At 51.8% G+C, this 20959-nt stretch carries 17 protein-coding genes; 7 read left to right on the top strand and 10 right to left on the bottom strand.

Annotated elements, in window-relative coordinates:
* Positions 1 to 118: 118 nt before the first annotated feature.
* Positions 119 to 2368 (bottom strand): helix-turn-helix domain-containing protein, encoded by a 2250-nt coding sequence (locus tag BUE76_RS02395; RefSeq protein ID WP_073046654.1) that lies wholly within the window; start codon positions 2366 to 2368, stop codon positions 119 to 121.
* Between the two features lie 217 nt (positions 2369 to 2585).
* Between BUE76_RS02395 and BUE76_RS02400 the strand changes: the two genes are divergently transcribed.
* From BUE76_RS02400 to BUE76_RS02410, 3 genes are all read left to right on the top strand, one after another.
* Positions 2586 to 3611 carry a radical SAM/SPASM domain-containing protein gene (locus tag BUE76_RS02400; RefSeq protein ID WP_073046651.1) on the top strand — a complete coding sequence of 342 codons (1026 nt, stop codon included), beginning with the start codon at positions 2586 to 2588 and terminating at the stop codon, positions 3609 to 3611.
* 284 nt (positions 3612 to 3895) lie between these two features.
* Positions 3896 to 5002: a mandelate racemase/muconate lactonizing enzyme family protein gene (locus BUE76_RS02405; RefSeq protein ID WP_073046772.1), complete on the top strand. Its 1107-nt coding sequence runs from the start codon at positions 3896 to 3898 to the stop codon at positions 5000 to 5002.
* Between the two features lie 151 nt (positions 5003 to 5153).
* Positions 5154 to 5444 (top strand): isoamylase early set domain-containing protein, encoded by a 291-nt coding sequence (locus BUE76_RS02410; RefSeq protein WP_073046648.1) that lies wholly within the window; start codon positions 5154 to 5156, stop codon positions 5442 to 5444.
* Positions 5445 to 5512: 68 nt separating this feature from the next.
* On the opposite strand, the gene BUE76_RS02415 is transcribed toward BUE76_RS02410, so the two are convergent.
* Entirely contained in the window at positions 5513 to 6109 is a 597-nt protein-coding gene (locus tag BUE76_RS02415) for a DNA-3-methyladenine glycosylase family protein (protein WP_073046645.1), read from the bottom strand.
* 164 nt (positions 6110 to 6273) lie between these two features.
* On the opposite strand from BUE76_RS02415, the gene mnmD reads away from it, so the two are divergent.
* A complete protein-coding gene (gene mnmD, locus BUE76_RS02420; RefSeq protein WP_073046642.1) occupies positions 6274 to 6975 on the top strand; it encodes a tRNA (5-methylaminomethyl-2-thiouridine)(34)-methyltransferase MnmD in 702 nt (233 codons plus the stop codon).
* 234 nt (positions 6976 to 7209) lie between these two features.
* Here the strand turns inward: mnmD and cysS are convergent, their stop codons facing one another.
* The 7 genes from cysS to BUE76_RS24100 form a co-directional block, all read right to left on the bottom strand.
* On the bottom strand, positions 7210 to 8697 hold the full coding sequence (gene cysS / locus BUE76_RS02425) for a cysteine--tRNA ligase (RefSeq protein WP_073046769.1): 1488 nt from the start codon (positions 8695 to 8697) through the stop codon (positions 7210 to 7212).
* A 125-nt stretch (positions 8698 to 8822) separates the two neighbouring features.
* Positions 8823 to 9794, bottom strand: coding sequence for a peptidoglycan DD-metalloendopeptidase family protein (locus BUE76_RS02430; RefSeq protein WP_073046766.1), 972 nt, complete (start codon positions 9792 to 9794; stop codon positions 8823 to 8825).
* Between the two features lie 165 nt (positions 9795 to 9959).
* Positions 9960 to 11099 carry an endonuclease/exonuclease/phosphatase family protein gene (locus BUE76_RS02435; protein WP_073046639.1) on the bottom strand — a complete coding sequence of 380 codons (1140 nt, stop codon included), beginning with the start codon at positions 11097 to 11099 and terminating at the stop codon, positions 9960 to 9962.
* 222 nt (positions 11100 to 11321) lie between these two features.
* Positions 11322 to 12185, bottom strand: coding sequence for a rhomboid family intramembrane serine protease (locus BUE76_RS02440; protein WP_158069916.1), 864 nt, complete (start codon positions 12183 to 12185; stop codon positions 11322 to 11324).
* 101 nt (positions 12186 to 12286) lie between these two features.
* Positions 12287 to 12904 carry a rhomboid family intramembrane serine protease gene (locus BUE76_RS02445; RefSeq protein ID WP_073046633.1) on the bottom strand — a complete coding sequence of 206 codons (618 nt, stop codon included), beginning with the start codon at positions 12902 to 12904 and terminating at the stop codon, positions 12287 to 12289.
* Entirely contained in the window at positions 12901 to 14403 is a 1503-nt protein-coding gene (gene rlmD, locus BUE76_RS02450; protein ID WP_143157427.1) for a 23S rRNA (uracil(1939)-C(5))-methyltransferase RlmD, read from the bottom strand. The genes BUE76_RS02445 and rlmD overlap by 4 nt, the downstream gene beginning before the upstream one ends.
* A 162-nt stretch (positions 14404 to 14565) precedes the next feature.
* On the bottom strand, positions 14566 to 14802 hold the full coding sequence (locus BUE76_RS24100) for a hypothetical protein (RefSeq protein WP_143157426.1): 237 nt from the start codon (positions 14800 to 14802) through the stop codon (positions 14566 to 14568).
* A gap of 156 nt (positions 14803 to 14958) precedes the next feature.
* Here BUE76_RS24100 and BUE76_RS02460 point away from each other — a divergent pair, with 156 nt between their 5' ends.
* Complete coding sequence (locus BUE76_RS02460; RefSeq protein WP_073046625.1) at positions 14959 to 16416, top strand: TlpA family protein disulfide reductase; 1458 nt, start codon at positions 14959 to 14961, stop codon at positions 16414 to 16416.
* Positions 16417 to 16577: 161 nt separating this feature from the next.
* Positions 16578 to 18476 (top strand): peptidylprolyl isomerase, encoded by a 1899-nt coding sequence (locus BUE76_RS02465; RefSeq protein ID WP_073046622.1) that lies wholly within the window; start codon positions 16578 to 16580, stop codon positions 18474 to 18476.
* Positions 18477 to 18748: 272 nt separating this feature from the next.
* On the opposite strand, the gene metF is transcribed toward BUE76_RS02465, so the two are convergent.
* Complete coding sequence (metF, locus tag BUE76_RS02470) at positions 18749 to 19702, bottom strand: methylenetetrahydrofolate reductase [NAD(P)H] (protein ID WP_073046619.1); 954 nt, start codon at positions 19700 to 19702, stop codon at positions 18749 to 18751.
* Positions 19703 to 20027: 325 nt separating this feature from the next.
* Here metF and lptB point away from each other — a divergent pair, with 325 nt between their 5' ends.
* Positions 20028 to 20912 (top strand): LPS export ABC transporter ATP-binding protein, encoded by an 885-nt coding sequence (lptB, locus tag BUE76_RS02475; protein WP_245798411.1) that lies wholly within the window; start codon positions 20028 to 20030, stop codon positions 20910 to 20912.
* Positions 20913 to 20959: the final 47 nt, after the last annotated feature.

Consider the following 20959-nt stretch of genomic DNA (forward strand, 5'->3'; position numbering starts at 1 on the left):
ACAAAATATTTTGACTAATGAAGACAAGAATAATTGCAATGTAACTGGTTGTCCGTGGTCTGTTGTCTGTTGTCCCTTTTAAAAAAGCTACAAGCATCCAAACCCATCGGCACATTACCTACATCTCTCCGCTCAGTTCCTTTTGTTCCAGCCTTGCCAGGTGGCTCATCACCGCTTTGATCTCGCCATAGCTGTAATCGTTGCCCAGCCGGGCTTTGAGGGTGCCCAAAGTTTTTTGTTCCACCTTGGCAATGGCCGATAAGATCACGGGAATTTTATGCCCGGGCACCACATCGTTTACCGATATCTCACCGCTTTCGATATAAGCGGCCAGGTGTCCTTCGATGGTGGATACCGTAAGGTTGCGTTCGGCGGCAATAGTGGCAATGTCTTTACCGGCACGATACATTTCCAGCGTTATGACCTTGGTTTCTCCTTTCGCCACCTTCTCTTTTGCAGGTGCTGCAGCTTCAGCCGTTTGTACAGGCACGTGCTTTTTGCGTTGCTCCTCCACAATTTGCAGCAGGGCAATGGCATCCAGCCCCTGCGTCAGTCCTTTTGCGAGGTGCACGGCATGTTCAATCGCCCACTTTTTCCGCTCCATGGCTGTGGCCAGTTGCTCCAGGTCCTTACCGTATTTTTTTACCCTTGTTTTAATCCGCCAATGGGTAGCATGGTCGCGGATAGCCTGCAGCAATCCTTCGTCGAAGGCTTTTACAAAATAGGAGGCAGCCTTTTGAATGCGCTCCGACAGCTGTTGAAAATTGTCGGCTTCTGCGGTGGGCAGCATGGTTTCGAGCTGCATGATAAAACGCATCCCCACATCCTGTAACTCCTTGCCTTTTACAACCAATGCTTTGGCCCAGGCAATGGCCTCTTCCTCGTCGGGAATATTGCGGCCGGCATACGACTCCAGGTGGTTCTGCAGCAGGTCCACCTGCTTGGCCAGCTGAAAGGTAGACAGCAGGGTTTGGGTGATAAAGAACTTTTGCTCTTCCTGCAACAGCTGCTGCAATTGGGTTTCTTCCAACCCTGACTGCGAAAAATCGTGGATGCGTTCATCGCTGCGAATGCTGTGTGCCGGAATGCGCGAATACAGCACCATGCCCTTCATATTGGTCAGGCGGCTGAGCGCCACGTATACCTGGCCTGCGGCAAAAGCTTCGCCTGCATCGATGATGGCTTTTTCAAACGTAAGACCCTGGCTTTTGTGAATGGTGATAGCCCATGCCAGCCGGATGGGATACTGGGTGAAAGATCCCAGTTCTTCTTCTTCTATTTCGTCGTTTTCGCGATCGTAGGTGTAGCGTATGTTGTGCCAGGTTTCCTTTTCTACCAGCAGCTCGTCCGCTTCGCCCTGGAAGCGCACATAAAGGTCATCGTTTACAATACGGCTAACAGTACCAATTTTACCATTGTAAAAACGGCGCACTTCACCCTTGTCGTTTTTGATGAACATCACCTGGGCGCCCACTTTCAGCGCCAGGTTTTTCTCCGCCGGAAATGATTTATCGCTGAAATCGCCTTTTACTTCCCCTTCGAAATTGAACACCTTACCCTGGAGCTTTTGCAACTCGCGCTGGTTGATGGCGTCGGCCTTGGCATTGTGCGAGGTAAGCGTGATATAACTTTCGCCAGCAGGAGGCACAAAGCGCGGATCGTAGTGCTGGTTCAGCTGGGCCAGGTCGGCACTGGTGGCTTCGTTGTTGCGGATGTTGTTGAGGATGCGGATAAAGTCCGGGTCGCTCTGGCGGTAAATCTTATTAAGTTCGATGTACACCGGCGGTGCGGCCTGTACGGCAACCGCATCAAAAAAGAAAGGGCTTTTGTAATACTCTTTCAGCACCTGCCACTCGCGCTGGTTCACTACGGGTGGCAGCTGGTTGAGGTCGCCGATGTACAACACCTGCACCCCACCAAAAGGGATATGCAAAGCCTGGCGCACATGGCGCAAAATGGTATCTACACAATCGAGCATATCGGCCCGCACCATCGACACTTCATCAATCACCAGCAGTTCTATTTCGCGCAGCAGTTCGCGTTTGTTTTTGCTCAGGCGCAGGTTTTTGAACAGTGTATGCTCGTTGACAATCTCGGTGCCTGTATCGGCCTGTACATACTGCCGCGTAGGCAGGTAGGTACCCATGGGCAGCTGGAAAAAAGAGTGCATGGTAACACCGCCGGCATTGATGGCAGCCACACCCGTGGGTGCCACAATGGCGATGTTCTTAAAACTGTTTTCCTTGAGGTAACGCAGAAAAGTTGTCTTGCCCGTGCCCGCCTTGCCGGTAAGGAAAACGTGCTTGGATGTGTGTTGCACGAAACCTGCCGCCAGGCGAAACATAGTATTGAAATCCGTTCCAGACATGGCGATAAAAGTACCACGCAATCAGCATTTTAAAGAATAGGGAACTGTGAAAAAAGTAAGTGATTGGTGATTAGTGATTAGGTATTGGGAATTGGGTGTTAGGGTACTGAGATGGTGGTACGCTGGCTGAAAGCAAAAGCATTTCTGCCAGCCCTTACCTTTAAAGCTAGATTGTGCACCCGAATTGTGCACCCGAAATCCGAAATCGCAAATCCCTATGTCCGCCCTTTGGAACGACCGGCTCAATTTTCTCTCCAAGCTCACCCTGCGCAGGGTGGCCAACATGACCAAAGTGTGGGCCAGTTACCATTGTTCGAAGTGGAGCGGAAAGGCGGTACAGTGGGGCATGCCTGTTTCCATTGCCTTTGAACCCACTACTTCCTGCAACCTGCGTTGTCCCGAATGTCCCAGTGGGTTACGGGCGTTTAGCAGGCCAACCGGAATGTTGCAGCCCCGGTTTTTCCAGGCCACCATCAACGACCTGGCACCTGATATCTCCTACCTTGTTTTTTATTTCCAGGGCGAGCCCTACCTCAATCCTGCTTTCCTCGATATGGTGCACTATGCCGCCGCCAAAAAGATTTATACCGCCACCAGCACCAATGCGCATTACCTGACCGACAGCCTTGCCCGCCGCACCGTGGAAAGCGGGCTGGACCGCCTGGTCATTTCCATCGACGGGGCTACCCAGCAAACCTACCAGCAGTACCGCGTAGGTGGCAAGTTGGATAAAGTGCTGGAAGGAACGGCCAATATTTTAAAATGGAAAAAAGAACTGGGCAGCAAAACGCCGCTGGTTGTTTGGCAGTTTTTAGTAGTGCGCCACAATGAACACGAAATCCCGGCCATCAGGCAGATGGCGAAGGAATCAGGCGTAGATGCGGTTTGGTTTAAAACCGCGCAGGTATACGATTTTGAAAACGATCCCAATGGGCTAATCCCGAACAACAATCAATACAGCCGCTACCGCCGCAATGCATCGGGGCTGATGGTGTTTAAAGGAAACAACCAGCGGCACTGCTGGCGGTTGTGGCATGCACCGGTTATTACCTGGGATGGCGCGGTGGTGCCCTGTTGTTTTGATAAAGACGCCCAACATACCATGGGCAGCCTGCAGCAGCAATCGTTCCGGGAGCTGTGGCAAAGCGGGTTATATCAGAAATTTAGAGCTAAAGTGCTGCGCAGCCGCAGCGAGGTGGACATCTGTACCAATTGCTCGGAAGGCGTGCAGGTGTGGGGATGAGAGGAGCTACAAGCCGCAAGCCGTAAGCTGCAAGTTTTTAGCTTCAAGCTGCAAGGGGGCCAAATACTGTAATGCGTATTGATTGGAAAGCGTGATGAACAGTTATAATACTTTATCATTCAAAAACGCAACTACAGTTTTTACAACCTTATACATTTATGATGTCACCTGTGTTTTAGCTATAAAACTGGCAAGAATACAGGAAATGGTATTACTTGTGGCTTGCAGCTAAAAGCTTGCAGCTAAAAGCTAACAGCTTTCCCATCCTCATCAACCAACCTGCCATGCCCCAAACCATCACCCATATTTCCCTCTACCGGCTTGATGTGCCGTTGAAAGAGCCTTTTGTCATTTCCCTTGGTCCCATCGAAACCGTGCAGAACGTAGTGGTATCCATCCACACGACAGAAGGCCTGACCGGCTGGGGCGAGTGCAGCCCTTTTGCTACCATCAACGGCGAAACGGCGGACACCTGCCTGGTGGTGGGCCGGCTGCTGGCACAAGCCCTTAAGGGCCGCGACGCTTTGGATATTGGCAGCAGTATTACCGCTATGGACAAGACCATCTGGGCTAATAGTTCCATTAAGAGTGCATTCGACATGGCGCTGCACGATATTGCCGCCCAGGCAGCTGGCCTGCCCTTGTACCGGTTTTTGGGTGGCGAAGCAAACAAAGAACTATTTACCGACATGACCGTAAGCATTGGGCCTGCGCAAAAGATGGCTGCCGATGCCCTGCGTTTCCAGCAGGCAGGATTTACGGTAGTTAAGGTAAAACTGGGTGGTGTGCCCGTTGAGGATGTGGTGCGGATAAAAGCGATCAGGGCGGCGGTAGGCCCTACCTTTCCTTTGCGCATTGATGCCAACCAGGGCTGGCCCGATGTCGAAACGGCTCTGGACGTTTTGCAACAACTGACACCTCTCAATATCCAACACTGCGAGGAACCCATACCACGCTGGCAGTACCAGCACCTGCCTCGCTTGTCGGCGGCGTCACCCATTCCCATAATGGCCGATGAAAGCTGCTGCGGTCCGCATGATGCCGAAAGGCTGATTGGCATACAGGCCTGCCCGCTGCTGAATGTAAAACTGGGCAAGGCCGGCGGACTGCGGAAAGCTGCACAAATTGTACAATTGGCTGCCGGTGCCAGAATGGGTATGCAGGTGGGAGGTTTTATGGAAAGCCGGCTGGGAATGACGGCTGCGGCCCACCTGGCGCTCACCAGTCCTTTTATCCGCTATTGCGACTTTGATACGCCGCTGATGTTTGCCGCGGACCCGGTGTTGGAAGGCATCCGGTACGAGGCCGGTGGCAGGGTGGTGGTGCCCGGTCAGCCGGGCCTGGGTGCGGCTCCCGACCCCGGTTTTTTACAGGAAGTGACAAAAATTTAATTGCCGGGCCTGTTTCCTGATTTCCAGCCTTTTGACGCCGGCCATGGGCCCCAAAGCGCCGTTTGGTTGAATATTTTTTTGCATATCAGGGGTTACTTTCTTCCTTTGCAGCGTATTAACCCACAAACACCAACCACCTAAAAGTGCGCACATGGTAACAAAAACCTATTACAAGACTAAGGAATACTGCAAAGTGAAATTCACCTTCAAGGTTGACAATGCAGAAACCGTTGAGATCCTTGGCTTGAACAGTGACTGGGAAAATTCAATTGTAATGAGCCGCCGCAAAGACGGCACTTTCTCCTGCGAGGTTCCGCTGCCCAAAAACTCCGAACACGAATTCAAATACCGCATCAATGAGCAGCTGTGGATGAACGAGCCCGAAGCCGATGCGGAAAAGCCCAACGAATTTGGTACCAGCAACAGCGTGATCGTTGTATAAATAACTAAACGGAGGCAGTTATAAGCTGGCCTCCGTTTTATTTTACCTGGTTGCCGCAATGCTAATGCCTATTTATCCTTGTACCGCCACAGGTGCAGGCAGGCATAAGTGCGGTAAGGTTTCCAGACCTCGGCGATGGCTACCATTTGCTGGCGAAAAGCTTTTTTATTGCTGTCATCCAGCTTGTAGATCTGCTTCATGGCCATCTGTATGCCATAATCATCTGGCGCAAATACATCTTCCCGGCCAAGGGTAAACATCAGGAGCATCTCTACCGTCCAGCGGCCCACCCCTTTGATTTGGGTGAGCAGGCCAATCAGTTCCTCATTGTCCATGCTGCGCAGGCGGTCATCGGCAAGGCTATGCTCCTGGAAAAATGCAGCTACATTCAACACATAGTTGGCCTTGGCATTGGACAAACCTATTCCGCGCAACACCTCGTGGGGCGTGGCTGCAATTTGCTGCGGCGATGGCTCATTGCCGCCAAACAATTCCAAAAACCTCCGGAACAATACCTCGGCCACCTTGGTGCTCAGTTGCTGGCTCATGATGGAGGCGCATAGCCGCAGGCAAAAATTGCTGCGCTCCTTAAGCACTACGGGCTCCTGGTTTTGAATGGCCGCTGCGAGCTGCGGATCACGATTGAGGTGTTCGAGATAGTGCATGACCGAAGGTAGGAGGAAGACAGGAAAGACAGGGAAGAAGGAAAAGACGTTTTCGACAAAACAAAAATCCTGTCAGATACCAACACCATAAACCATCTTGATTGGTTTGCTATTTCTTTTCTGTCTTTCCTGTCTCTTCTGACTTTCCCGACCTTTGCAACAGAATGAAACGACAGATCATTTTAACTAAAGACGGCTCTCATACAGTGGAAATACCGGAGCTGCAGGTAGCTTACCATTCGCATAATGGCGCATTGCAGGAGTCGGTGCATGTGTTTATAGAAGCAGGGCTGCGGTTTGTTGCAGGCCATACTGGTCAGGCCAATACCGCCAGTACGCCCCTCCGCATCTTCGAAATGGGATTCGGCACCGGACTCAATGCTTACCTCACCGCACTGGAAGCCTATAAGCTGCAAATTCCAATTCATTATACTGCCATAGAACCCTACCCCCTCGGCTCTGAGGAAATTGCGTTGCTCAATTACGCAGCAACAGAAGCAGACCGGGAGTTGTTTTCCCAACTGCACCAGGCACCCTGGCAGGAAGATGTGCCCATCACGCCACTTTTTACCCTCCACAAGCAGCAAACAGCATTGTTCCAATTCAACATAGCAGCACCCGTTCACCTTATTTACTACGATGCGTTTGCACCCAGCGCCCAGCCCGAGTTATGGACGGAATCAACTTTCAGCCAACTGCACCGCATGCTGGTTCCGGGTGGTGTGCTGGTTACCTATTGTTCCAAAAGCGTGGTACGCCGCGCCATGCAGGCGGCCGGTTTTACCGTAACCAAAATACCCGGCCCAAGGGGTAAGCGGGAGATGGTGCGGGCTAGCACCCCCTGTCCCCCTGAAGGGGGAACTTAGGCCGGAGTGACCAATCGTATTAGGAGGTGTCCATTAAATTAAGTTTTGATAGGAACGCGGATAGAACAGATATCCGTTTCATCCGTTCTATTCGCGTTCCTATCCCGAAATCAAATAAATAAACCTATTGTGTTTGATAGAAAACAACAGCGCCCCTCTGCTTAGGAGGGGCGCTGTTCGTATAAGTATGTTTGACCTAAGTTCCCCCTTCAGGGGGACAGGGGGTAGATGAGGTTAGGTCCAACTCATCCCGCCATCCTTCTCATCCTTCAGCTGGATACCAATAGCGGCCAGCTGGTTGCGGATGGCATCTGAAGTGCCCCAGTCTTTTTTGGCGCGGGCTTCCTTGCGCAGGTTGATCAGCACCTGCATCACACCTTCCAGCTTGCTGTTGTCGGCAGCCGACTCGGAGCGCAGGCCGAAGATATCCTCCACCCACAGCTTCATTTCTGCTTGCAGCAGGCTAAAGGTTTCAGCCGACAAGGCCGTAGCCGCAATATTCTTATCCTTTAGTCCATTGATTACCGGCACCAGCTCGAACATGGCCGCCAGTACCCTTGCGGTACCAAAGTCATCGTTCATATATCCGGCAAAGCTGGCCAGCAGGTCTTTTACTTTTTGCTCCAGGGCAGCATCGGCAGGTTGCCCATTGCCGGTTGCGGGTGCTTTTTGCAACCATTCGTAAGCTTCCATCAGGCGCTTCAGCCCTTTCTCAGCCGCTTGCAGGGCTTCGTTGCCAAAGTCGAGCGTGCTGCGGTAGTGGGTTTGCAGGATGAAAAAGCGCACCGTCATAGGCGAGTAAGCTTTTTCCAGTTCGGGATGCTGGCCGCTGAACAACTCGGTAAGTTTGATCACGTTGTTATAGCTCTTGCCCATCTTGCGGCCGTTGATAGTGATCATATTGTTGTGCATCCAGTAGCGCACGGGCGGCGTGTGGTTGCAGATGGTGCTTTGCGCAATCTCGCTTTCGTGGTGCGGAAACTGGAGGTCCATACCGCCGCCGTGGATATCGAACTGCTTGCCCAGGTACTTGGTAGCCATGGCCGAGCACTCGATGTGCCAGCCCGGGAAGCCTTCGCCCCAGGGACTGTTCCAGCGCATGATGTGCTCCGGCGGGGCGGCTTTCCAGAGGGCAAAATCCGTTTTGTTGCGCTTTTCGTCCTGGCCTTCCAGGTCGCGGGTGGTTTCCAGCATTTCGTCAATAACGCGGCCGCTCAGTTTGCCGTAGTCGTGGCCTTCAGCGTATTTGCGCACATCAAAGTACACGCTGCCGTTTACCTCGTAGGCAAAACCCTGGGCAATCAGTTCCTGGATCATATCGATCTGCTCCACAATATGACCCGTAGCGGTTGGCTCGATGGATGGCGGTATGCAATTGAACTGGCTCATGGCCCAATGAAACAGGTTGGTGTATTTCTGCACCAGCTCCATGGGCTCCAGCTTTTCCAGAACGGCTTTCTTGGAGATTTTATCCTCTGCCTCGCGGCCTTCTTCTTCAAAGTGGCCGGCATCGGTGATATTGCGCACATACCGCACTTTGTAACCCAGGTGGCTCAGGTAGCGGTACACGTAATCGAAGGTGATATAAGGACGGGCATGCCCCAGGTGGCTTTCACCGCTAACGGTAGGTCCGCACACATACATGCCTACATGGCCGGGTACCAGCGATTCAAACTTTTCTTTTGCTCTCGAATAGGAATTATAAATGTGCAGATCCGTCATGGTTTCCTGTTTGCTTGTACCCGCCAGGGCGGGGAGGGCAAAAGTAACTAATGCAGGGCAGAATGGCAGGGGCGAAACCAAAGCACGAACGGCAGGGCCAGCGCTCCTTTCAACCCCTAAACCCCTCACTTTCCCGCAAGTTTGATTCTTTCGCCTTGAATGGGTGAATAGTCTTCTTTCACGGTGCCGTTTACCAGCAGTTTATTAAAGTAACATTTCACGCCGGTGGCCACATTCATATCGGCCGTGTTTTGCACATGAAAATGCAGGTGCGGCTCCGACGAGTTGCCCGAATTGCCGCAAAGCCCCAGCAGTTGTTCCGCTTTTACTTTTTGCCCTTGCCGCACCTTGATGGTGTGTTGTTGAAAGTGGGCAAAGAACAGGTACTCCTCGCGGGCCGTTTTGATGATCACGGTATTACCCGGAACATAAATGGGGTTGAGGGTGCCGGGTGTATTGTCCGGAATGCCATCTACTACCTGCACCACCTCGCCATCGGCGGGTGCATAAAGGGGTTTGCCAAAGGCGTAATAATCAGCATTGCTGGCTCCCTTGTTGCGATGCGACTTGCCCGCACTATCCTTTATCACCAAGTCGAAAGCATGTTGCTGGGCGGGGCTTTCTACGTGGTAGTTCTGTTCTTTGGTATCGCCGCCCCACACTACCGTCCATTCCTCTTTAAAGGGCAGCGCCAGTGGCGACAGGTTGCGCTTCATTTTAGGCAGACTGCTTTCGGTAAATGGCCTTACCAGCAACCCGCTGATGCGGCTGCTATCGTCAACGGCAATATTGAGCGAAAACAAGGCCTTTTCAAAACGGGTTTTGTATTCGTCAAACCCGGCCCGGTGCCGCACAAATTCGCGGCTTTGTATGGTGCCCGCCTGCTTATTCAATCCCTGCAAAAAAGCAACGGTTTTATCGGCAGGCAGGGCCTGCTTCATTTGTGCGGTGAAGAGCGCAAAGATGCTGTCGTACCGGCCTGCATTGTACAGCATTTCAAACCTTGCAGCTACCTGCTGGTTTTGAGTTTGGCTGTTTTGTGCGCTTAATATTTGGTTGGCGAACAGGCTAATGATACAGAGCAACAGGTTGCGCATAAAAGGTTTTGTGAGGAAAGAGGAAATAGGTTTTGTAAGATAAAAGGTGCCTGCTTGCATAGCCGTTATGATTAGGTATGCCGGCTACTGCAAGCAAGCCATCAAGGGTGCGGTACCAGCGCAGGATCACCCGCTTTTTCCGGGAATACCAATCCGCAACAGGTTTTATTGTTTTTCAATGGTAGCCGGCGGGTGCAGCTTCAGGTCTGCTACCAGTGGATAGTGGTCGGACAGGTCGCGTACCAGACGCTGGAACTGCATTACTGCAAAGTCCTTGCTGGTGAGGATATAATCAATGCGCAAAGTGGGCGAGATGCCGGTGAAGGTGCGGCCGATGCCGAAACCTTTTTCCAGGAAAACATCCTGCATGCCCTTGCTGATGTGGCGGTAAGTAAAGGAGTTGGGAATATCGTTGAAATCGCCAGTGAGCACCACGGGGTAAGGGCTGCGCTCCACTTGCTCCCGTACCAGTTTTGCCTGAACGGCTCTTTGCTGTCCTGCAAATTTGAGTTTACCCAAAATACCCCGCGAATTTTGCAGCAGGCTGTCATCGCGGTCCTTGATCTCTTCGATGTTTTGGTAGTCCTCGGGGCGAAACTGTACCGACTGCAGGTGAGTGGTCATCACCCGCAGGGTATCGCCTTCATGCACCACGTCGGCCATGATCAGCGCTTCGTGAATACCCGGCTTGGGAAAATAAATTTTAGCCGAATCAATGATGGGGAAACGGGAAAAAATGGCCTGCCCGAACCACTCGTCGGTCACAATCTGGTTGCCGCCAAAATAGAAATAAGGATAACCCAGTTCTTCCTGCAGGTAGCGCACATTATTGTACTGTGCTGGATTGGTGCTTTTATAAAACTCCGACATACAAATGATATCGGGATTTTGCTTGCGTATCAGGTCCAGCATTTTCTGGCGGGTGCGGCTACCCTTATTGTCGTTGCGGTTTACCTCTATAAATCGGGCCACGTTCCAGTGCAGTACCCTGATGTTGCCGGCTTCTTTTTTATCAATAAAATCGGGCAGGGGACGCAGGGTTACAAAGCGCAGGATGCTTTGGTACCCGATGCCCATGGCCAGCAGGGAAATAAGGATGTAGCGCGGCCCGAAGATGATCCAGAAAAAGATAAAGGCGATGAGCACCAGCAGCAGGATGGGAAAACCCAGGCCCAGGAAAGTAACCCCCCACCAGTGTTGCGGAGAGATAAAGGATCCGAAGGCGGCAACTAAAAAAAGAAGGGCAGCACCTACATGCAAAAAAAGAAAAAAGCGTTTTGCAATACGGGTAAACGAGACTGCCATTGATGCAAAATAAATGAAAAGCGGCAATGGAATAATGAGCTAATGAGCTAATTGGCTAATGTGCTAAAAAAGACAGGCCTCATTCGGACAGCCTTTAGCACATTAGCTCCTTATCCTATTAGCTAATTTCGATAGCTGGGCTAATATGCAAATGGGAAAAGAAAAGGCCGTCCTTGTTTGGACAGCCTTAGCATATTATCTCATTATCGCATTAGCAAATTTTCAGAGCAGGTCTTCGCGGCTGGCGCGGGTAAGGATTTCCCTTTCTTCATCACTCAGCGAGCCATAGCCCTTCTGGTTGATCTTGTCGAGGATATCATCAATACGCTGCTGGGTAACATTGGAAGTTTTCTTGAAAGGCTTTACACTGCTTTTATAAAACAACTGAGTTTTTACTTCCTTTCCTTTTGCCGGCTTGTCGGGGTTGAACAGGTTATTGATCCAGTCGTAAAAATTATTCATCCAGGTACTCCAGTCATAACCTTTGCGCAGCAAACCAACCAGCACAAAACCCGTACCGGCACCTGCCAGGTGGGCGATGTGGCCACCGGCATTGTTGTAAGGTATGGTAGCCAGGTCGATGATGACAAAGATGAGGGTGAGCACCCACAGCGGAATACCGCCGTTCAGCAAGGGGAAGATGCGGTAGTTGGGCGCCAGCACCGTGGTGGCAATGGCAATGGCCATCACGCCAGCCGATGCACCAAGGGCGCTTGAAGCAGCCAGGTTTTCGCGCAGGGGCGGCAGCAGGTTGCAGGCCAGCATATAGGCTGCCGCACCCGCTAGGGCACCATAAATAAAAATGGGAATCAGCTTACGGTTGCCTGCCAGGTCCTGGAGGATATAGCCAAAAGCCCAGAGCCAAAGCATATTGGCAATGATATGCCATACGCTGTCGTGTACGATGAAGTGGGTGAGCAGGGTCCAGGGGCGGGTAATAAACACCTGAAGCGATGCAGGCAGGGCCACCCAGTCCAGTACATTATCCTGGTAGATTAGCACACCCTCCTTTCCGTAGGTGAAATAATAGACAACCTTGATGAAGGCCAGGAGGATGAATACCACCAGGTTCACGGCAATCAGCATGACCAATGAGTTACCGTCATGACCCACTGTCAGCCTGCTTCTGTTTTGTTCTCGGTAAAAGCTCATGATAGCATTAAAGTTACAAGAAAGCGTAAATTATTTTAATAAAAACGGCTCCTGCTCCGGTTCCAATTCCATACCATGATGGCACCGGTAAGCGCACCGCCAAGGTGTGCAAAATGGGCGATATTATCCGTACCCTGTATGCCGCCAAAAAGATCAAATCCAATCAGGATCAGCATGGCCCATTTGGCCTTAATAGGCACCGGAACAAACAAAAACATCAGCTCGGTATTGGGAAACAAAAGCGCAAAAGCCACGAAGATACCCATTACCGCACCCGAAGCACCCACCGCAGGCGCACCATCGCCCGAAGCGTACTGAATGAGCAGGTGCAACACGGCAGCGCCCACACCACACATCATGTAAAACGCTAAAAAACGCTTGCCGCCCCAAATATTTTCCAGCTGCCGGCCAAACATGTAGAGCGCAAACATGTTGAACAGGATATGAAACAACCCGCCATGGGTGAACATATGGGTCAATATCTGGTAAGAACTAAAGTAAGGATGGTCCAGCGGGTACAGCATCAGCAGCCTCGTAAGCCCAATACTGGGGTCGAGCAGCGTTTGCGCAATGAATACCACTACGTTGATGATGATCAGTGTTTTTACCACCGGCGGAAAACCCTCTGTACTGTAAGATCTGAAATTGCTCATGGGTTCTTACTCCTTAGCTTTAGTTGTACCACGTTCTCGATGTGGTGGGTATGGGGAAACATATCTACGGGTTGCACCTTGGTCACCGCATATTTGGCATCCAGCAGTGCCAGGTCGCGGGCCTGCGTTGCCGGGTTGCAGCTTACATACACCACCGTGGGTGCTTCCATCTCCAAAATCTTATGTACCAGCTTTTCGTGCATGCCTGCCCTTGGCGGGTCGGTTATGATGACATCGGGGCGGCCATGCTCGGTAAAGAAGGCGTCGTTGCACACATCAATCACATCGCCACTAAAAAACACCCCATGATCAATACCGTTCAATTGGGCGTTTTCTTTTGCATCTTCAATGGCTGCTTCCACCACTTCCACGCCAACAATCTTTTTGGCGCCGCGGCTGCAGAAGATACCAATGGAACCCGTACCGCAATACAGGTCGTACACTACCTGGCTGCCATCGAGCTCCGCGAAGTCACGGGTGATCTGGTACAGCTTTTCGCCCTGGCGGCTGTTGGTCTGGAAAAAGGATTTGGGACCGATCTTAAACCGGAAGTCTTCCAGCATTTCCTCCACATACCCCTTACCCTTGTACACCAGCGGGTTTTGATCAAACAGGGAGTCGTTCCATTTCAGGTTGATGGTGTATAGCAGCGTGGTGATCTGCGGAAAGGAAGCAACCAGCCATTCCAGCAGGGGCATCAGCTTTTTCTTGTTGTCCTCGCCCACCACCAGGTTTACCATCACCTCGCCGGTGGTGGTAATGCGTACTTGCATGGTGCGCAGCATGCCCTGGTGCGAGCGGATATCGTAAAAGGAAATGCCATTATCAAGGGCATACTGCCGGATGGCATTGCGTATTTCGTTGGTAGGCTCGGGCTGCAGCCAGCATTTTTCAATGTGCACCACCTTGTCGAAGAAACCCTTGGCGTGAAAACCCAAAGCCCCTGGGCCATGGTCGGTTTGTGGCCTTTGTGGTTTTTCGCTGGAGTAAGTAACGCCATTGGGGGCACCGGGGGTGATGTGTTCGTACACACCGCCCTTCAGCATCCGGGGGCGTGCAGGCGGCTTGGCCTCGGTGTACTCCTTGGTGCTAAACGTATATTCCAGCTTGTTGCGGTAAAAACGGGTTTCGCCGGCACCGGCAATGGGAATGAAAGGGGGCAGTTCCACCTTGCCAATCCGTTTTAATACTTCTTCTACCTGGCGGTGTTTGCTCTGGAGCTGCTTTTCGTAAGGCAGCATCTGCCACTGGCAGCCGCCGCATACGCCGAAATGTTGGCAGAAAGGCTCTACGCGGTCTTTGGAGTATGCATGAAAATGAAGGGCATGACCTTCGGCCCAGTCCTTTTTGGACTTGCCCAACCGCACATCTACCACGTCGCCGGGAACGGCGCCTTCAATAAAAATGACTTTACCCTCCACGCGGGCCAGGGCTTTTCCTTCTGCGGCGTAGTCTTCCACCAGCAGTTTTTCCAGTACTATGTTTTGCTTTTTCCTCACGGCGCCAAAAGTACACCCTTTGCAGCAAGGCACCCGGCGACGCTTGTTGGCTTTAGGACGAAACTAACAAGACCTTTACCGCAGGGCTGCATGCATGCCTTATTTTTACGAAACGGGAGGAGTCGCTTGAGCGGTTTCAGAAGTTCAATGGGTTCAATGGGTTCAATAAGTTTGATGGGTTTGATGAATCCAATGGATTTCAGAAGTTTCAAAAGCTGCCTTATTACCGTTGTGGCAATTAGGTGAAACTGTTGGCTTGTAGGCAACAGAGCCCGTAGGGCTCCAATATGAATAGCCGCCGGTGCAACCGGCGGTAAAAAGACCGAATGGATAATGATACACCAAACCCCATCGGGGTTGAATATTGATTTGTTGTTCAACCCCGATGGGGTTGGGCATGAAAAGATGGCGGATGATTACCGGTTCCGCCGGTTGCACCGGCGGCTATTTAAATTGAAATCCTAACGGGCTGCTGCAACTGGTAACGCAATACCTATCTTGAAATATAAAAGTGAATACGCTCTTCAGGGAGCCACATATCAATAACCGCATTCCATGAAGCAACTTGCATCATTCCTTCTTTTACTGAGCGCCACAACAGGTTTTGCGCAAACAAAACCTGCAGCCAAACCCGCCGCAGCGCCATCAGGCTTTGAAATAAAGGTTACCCTCAAGCCATTCAAAAATCAGTGGATCTACCTGGGTCATTATTATGGCAAGCAGCTGCCCATCATCGATTCGGTAAAGCTGGACGCCAACAGCCAGGGTACTTTTAAAGGCACCAAAAAGCTGGGGGGCGGTATCTACCTGGTGGGCTTCCCCGACAGGGCCCGCAACTTTGAAATGCTGGTGGATCAAAACCAGCGCTTTTCTGTTGAAGCCGATACCCTCGACCTGGGCAGGATTGTATTTAAGGGCTCGCCCGAAAACGAAGCCTTCCTCGCTTACCAGGATGCCATGGGCCGCAGCGGCCGCGCCATTGATGCACTGATGCGCGAACGCCAGGGCAAGCCCGCAGCAGATTCCATCCGCATCACGGGCGAGATCGCGAAGATGCAGGAAGCCGTTAAGGATTACCGCAACGCCGCCATCCAGAATGACCCCAATGGTATCCTGGCAGCCTTGCTCCAGGCCATGAAAGAACCCGAAGTGCCGCAGAACAGTCCCGAGGCAGCCAAGGACACCCTCTTTGCCTACAAATACTACAAGGCGCATTATTGGGATGGCGTTAATTTCTGGGACGAGCGGCTGGCCCGCACGCCCTTCTTCGAAAACCGCCTCGACCGCTATTTCGAAAGGCTGGTATACCCCGTTGCCGATTCGGTGAACAAAGAAATTGACCGGATGATGGGATTTGCTTCCATCAACGAGGAGATGCAGAAGTTCCTGCTGCTGAAATTCATCAACCGCTATTACAACCAGCAGTACATGTGGGAAGACGCGGTGTTTGTACACCTGTTTGAAAAATACCTGGCGCAGAAAACCTATCCCTGGATGACCGAGCAGGGCAAGAAAATGATCACCGACCGGGCCTATAGCCTGATGGCCAACCTCACCGGCAACCCCGCTGCCGACATCGATCTGCCCGGGCTTGATGGCAAAAACAAAAAGCTTTACGACCTCAAGGCGCCCTATGTGCTGGTAGCCATCTACGATCCTACCTGCGGGCACTGCAAGGAAGTGATGCCTCGCGTGGACAGCCTGTACCGTAGCAAGTGGAAAGCCCAGGGGCTCCAGCTTTTTGGCATGGCAAAAGAAACCGAAGGCACCAAAGAGAACTGGACCAAATTCATCAAGGATTATAAATTGGCCGACTGGACGCATGTGTATTACAGCACCGCCATGGAAAAGGCCCGCGTGGATGCCGGTACCCCCAGCTACTCGCAGCTGTACGATGTGCAAAGCTTTCCTACCCTTTATTTATTAGACAAAGACAAGCGGATCATCGCCAAAAAAGTAACCGAGAAACAGGTGGACGAGATACTGGATTACCGGAAAAAAGAAGGGAAGTAAAGGCAATGTGATAATGAGCCAATGTGATAATGTGCTAAAACGAAAGGGATTATTGATTACTTATTATTGATTATTGGAAGGGCGAAGTAGTAATCTTATTGATCGGGATAAATAATCAGTAATCAATAATCAATAATCTTGTCCCACACGATACCACCATCATGCGCCACCTCCTCTTACCCGCCTTACTTTTTACAGCCTTGCAGGGCAGTACCCAAACATTGCTCACCATCGGCAATGATTCTATCTCTGTTGCGGAGTTCAATGAAGCTTTTCGCAAAAACAATACAGGTAAGGAAACTGCGGAAGCCCGCAGCAAGTACCTTGAACTTTTTATCGCAGCCAAGCTCAAGGTAAAGGAAGCCCGCAGCCGCGGCATTGATACTACTGCGCAGTTCCGCACCGACCTGGAAGCCCTGCGGGCCCAGGTTTTGCCCGCCTACCTTGCCGACCCGCAAAAGGTGCAGCAGCTTGCCGAAGAAGCTAACCAGAGAGGTCAGAAAGACCTGCAGGTGGCGCATATTTTTATTGCCACAGCCAACGCTGCCGATACTGCTGCTGCCTATGTAAAAGCAAGAGAAGCGTACACCCGATTGCAATCGGGTGCTGCTTTCGACAAAGTAGCCGCTCAGTACTCCGACGATCCATCGGCAAAAAGCAATGGCGGCAACCTGGGGTATATCACTGCATTTTCGCTTCCTTACGAATTAGAAAACCTGGTGTACGCCACGCCTGTCGGCCGCCTGTCAGCGGTGTACCGCAGCAAGGCTGGTTATCATATTTTTAAAATAGTTGGAGAAAGAAAAGCAGCAGGCCGCATCAAGGCCGCCCAAGTCATGCTGGCCTTTCCACCCGACGCACCTGACGCAGAAAAAGCACGGCTGAAACAACAGGCCGATTCCATTTATAAAGCACTCCAAAAAGGCGCATCCTTTGAGGCCCTTGCCGAGCGGTACAGCAACGATGCCAACTCCGCCGGTGCTGGCGGGCTGCTGCCCGAATTTGGCGTGGGCCAGTACGATCCTGTTTTCGAGCAGGCCGTTTTTGCGCTGGCAAAAGATGGCGCCGTTGCGCCGCCATTTGTTACTGGCCATGGTATTCACATTGTTAAACGTATTGCGCGCCAACCTGCCGTGCTGTCTGGATCCGAAAAAGAAGCGGAGCTGGAACGGCTCCGGGCATTGGTAAAACAAAGCGACCGCATGCAAAGCAGCCTGGCGCAACAGGCAGCACAGATCAGGCAGCGGGCAGGCTACCAGCCCCTTCCGGCTAACCTGCAAAAAGCCCTTGAAGTGCGTACCCGCCAGGAACTGAACGGGCAGGTGCCGGCAGAAGCCCTCAGCAGCGATATGGTGTTGTTCAGCCTGGGTGGCCAGCCCTACACCGTGGCCAACTGGCTACAGTTTGCCCAAAACAACAGGGCGGAAGGCAATGGAAGCGACCAACCGTTTGAACAGCTATGGAACGAATACCTGCAAACCCAAACCCTGGAGCACTACCAGCAGCACCTGGAAGACTATAACCCTGCCTTTAAGAAACAGATGCGCGAGCTGGAAGAAGGCAATCTTTTTTTCGAGATCATGCAGCAGGAAGTGTGGACACCCGCACAAAATGATACTGCAGCATTGCAGCAGTTTTACCAAAGCCATAAGGCCAACTATGTGTGGCAGCGCAGCGCCGATGTGGCCCTGTTTTTTGCCCCGGATAAAACCACGGCGGAAAAACTGGCTGCGCAAATAAAACAGGCGCCTGCCCGCTGGCGGAGCCTGGCAAGCAAGTTGGGTGCCGATATCAGTACCGATTCTACCCGAATGGAGTGGAGCAGCATTACCGGCAGCAACAAAATTACTTTTACGCCCAATCAGCTCACGCCCATCGAAACAAATCCGGCAGATGGAACGGCCAGTTTTGCCCTGATCCTAAAAACCTACAGCCAGCCGCTCCAGCGCAGCTTTGAAGAAGCCAAGGGCAATGTGATCAACGACTACCAGGCGGAGAAGGAAAAGCAGTGGGTGGAAACGTTGAAGCAGAAGTATAAGGTCAAACCCCTGTCCCCCTGAAGGGGAAACTTAGGCCGGAACGGCTGATAGGTTCCGCAGCGTGTGTGAAGGTTGCACACAATGATAGGAACACGGATGGAAGGGATAGAACAGATGGAAACAGATATCCGTTTTATCCGTTCAATCCGTGTTCCCATCCCGAAATCAAATAAACATACCTTTTGTGTATCATAGAAAATAACAGCGCCGCTCTACATCAGAGCGGCGCTGTTATTAAAAGTATGTTTGACCTAAGTTCCCCCTTCAGGAGGACAGGGGGTGGGCTGTTGGTTTTAAAACACCTGCTTCACCACATTTGCCACCACCTGGGGCTTGCCCAAAGTGTAGTAATGCAGCACGGGCACGCCGGCCTGCTTCAGCTCGCGGCTCTGTTGCAGCAGCCACTCCGTACCCACCTGCTCTACCTGTGCATCGGTGGAACAGGCCATGATGGCGGATGCAAGATCCTCCGGTATGTCCACGTGGAAGGTGCGGGGGATGATGGTGAGCTGCTTTTTGGAGGTAATAGGTTTCAGGCCGGGAATGATGGGTACGTTTACACCGGCATCCTTACAGGCCTGTACGTATTGGAAATACTTACTGTTGTCGAAAAACATCTGCGTCACGGCATACTCGGCGCCGCCGTCCACCTTTGTTTTCAGGTGGGCGATATCGGTGCGGAGGTTGGGTGCCTCAAAATGCTTCTCGGGGTAGGCCGCCACACCAATACAGAAATCGGTTTTTACCGCGTTCTTCAGGTCTTCTTCCAGGTAGTGCCCGTTGTTCATCCGGATTACCTGCTGCATCAGTTCGGTAGCATAGCGGTTGCCACCGGGCTCGGGTTCAAAGGAGGTTTCGTTCTTGGGTGCGTCGCCGCGCAGTACCAGCACGTTGTCGATACCGAGGAAAGCAAGGTCGATCAGGGCGTCTTCTGTTTCCTGGCGGGTAAAGCCACCGCAAATGAGGTGGGGTACCGCATCTACCTTGTAGCGGTTCATGATGGCCGCGCAAATACCAACCGTACCGGGGCGCTTACGCACTTCCACCTTTTCAAACACGCCATCGTTGCGGCGCTTGAACATGCTTTCCGAGCGGTGATAGGTAACATTGATAAAAGAAGGATTGAACCCCATCAGCGGATCGAGGTGATCCCAAAGGGCATTGATGCCTTTACCTTTCAGCGGGGGCAGTACTTCAAAGGATACCAAAGTGTCTTTGGCCTGCCGCAGGTGGTCGATTACTTTCACGGTAGTATTTGTTGATACAGGTTTATGGGTTGCAAGAGACAGTGGGTTTACCGTTGTTGCACCCGGGCTTGTTGTTAATTGGGGGCAAAAGTACGGGCTATGTGGTAAATGGCAGTGCTGTAGTTGTTAGTGTTTCGTTCAAAGTAAACGACACAAGAGCGCCGGTTGCACACAGATCATTTTGCTTTGATTGTCTTTTTGAAACAACTTCCCTGGTTACAGCAAACCATTTAGTTTGCAGAACGAATTTGCTCACAGATAACACAGATGGCACAGATAAGTTGGGATCAATAACTTTTACTTTCTAAAAACATCCGTGCCATCTGTGAGAACCTTTTCAAAACACTTTTACCGTTTTGTAAAGAGCCGTGTTCCCGCCCGCAGCCCCAATTGGCTTACTTTTGCGCAAAGCTTTTTCCCTTTGTCCACTACCATTCACACTACCGAACTTGTAAAACGCTACCGCAACCGCACGGTGGTCAACAATGTTTCCATCGAAGTAAAGCAGGGCGAGATCGTGGGCCTGCTGGGTCCCAACGGTGCCGGCAAAACCACCACCTTCTACATGACGGTAGGCCTCATCAAACCCGATGAAGGCGAAGTGTTTCTCGACGACGTGAACATCACGCCCCTGCCCATGTACAAACGGGCACAGATGGGCATCGGCTACCTGCCGCAGGAAGCCTCCATCTTCCGCAAACTGAGCGTGGAGGAAAACATCAAGGCGGTGCTGGAAATGACTAAGCTTTCGAAGGCCGAGCAAAAGGATAAACTGGAGGCCCTGCTCGACGAGTTCCGCCTCCACCATGTACGCAAAAGTCCCGGTGATGTGCTGAGTGGTGGCGAACGCCGCCGTACCGAAATTGCCCGTGCCCTTGCCGTAGACCCCAAGTTTATCCTGCTGGATGAACCCTTTGCCGGTATCGACCCCATTGCGGTGGAAGATATCCAGGCCATTGTAGCCAAACTGAAATACAAGAATATCGGTATCCTCATCACCGACCACAACGTAACGGAAACCCTCTCCATTTGCGACCGCGCCTACCTGCTCATCGAAGGCAAGATCTTCAAACATGGCAGCGCCGAGGAACTGGCCGCCGACGACCAGGTAAAACGCCTGTACTTGGGCCGCAACTTCGAGCTCAAACGCAAGGACTACCTGCTGGAGGAAGCGCACCAGGAGCGCATCAACGAGTCGAAAGGACGTTAAGGGTAAAATGAAAAGGCGGTAACTGCGTTACTGCCTCAAACACTTTT

It is taken from the genome of Cnuella takakiae (assembly GCF_001953305.1).
Lineage (GTDB): Bacteria > Bacteroidota > Bacteroidia > Chitinophagales > Chitinophagaceae > Flavisolibacter > Flavisolibacter takakiae.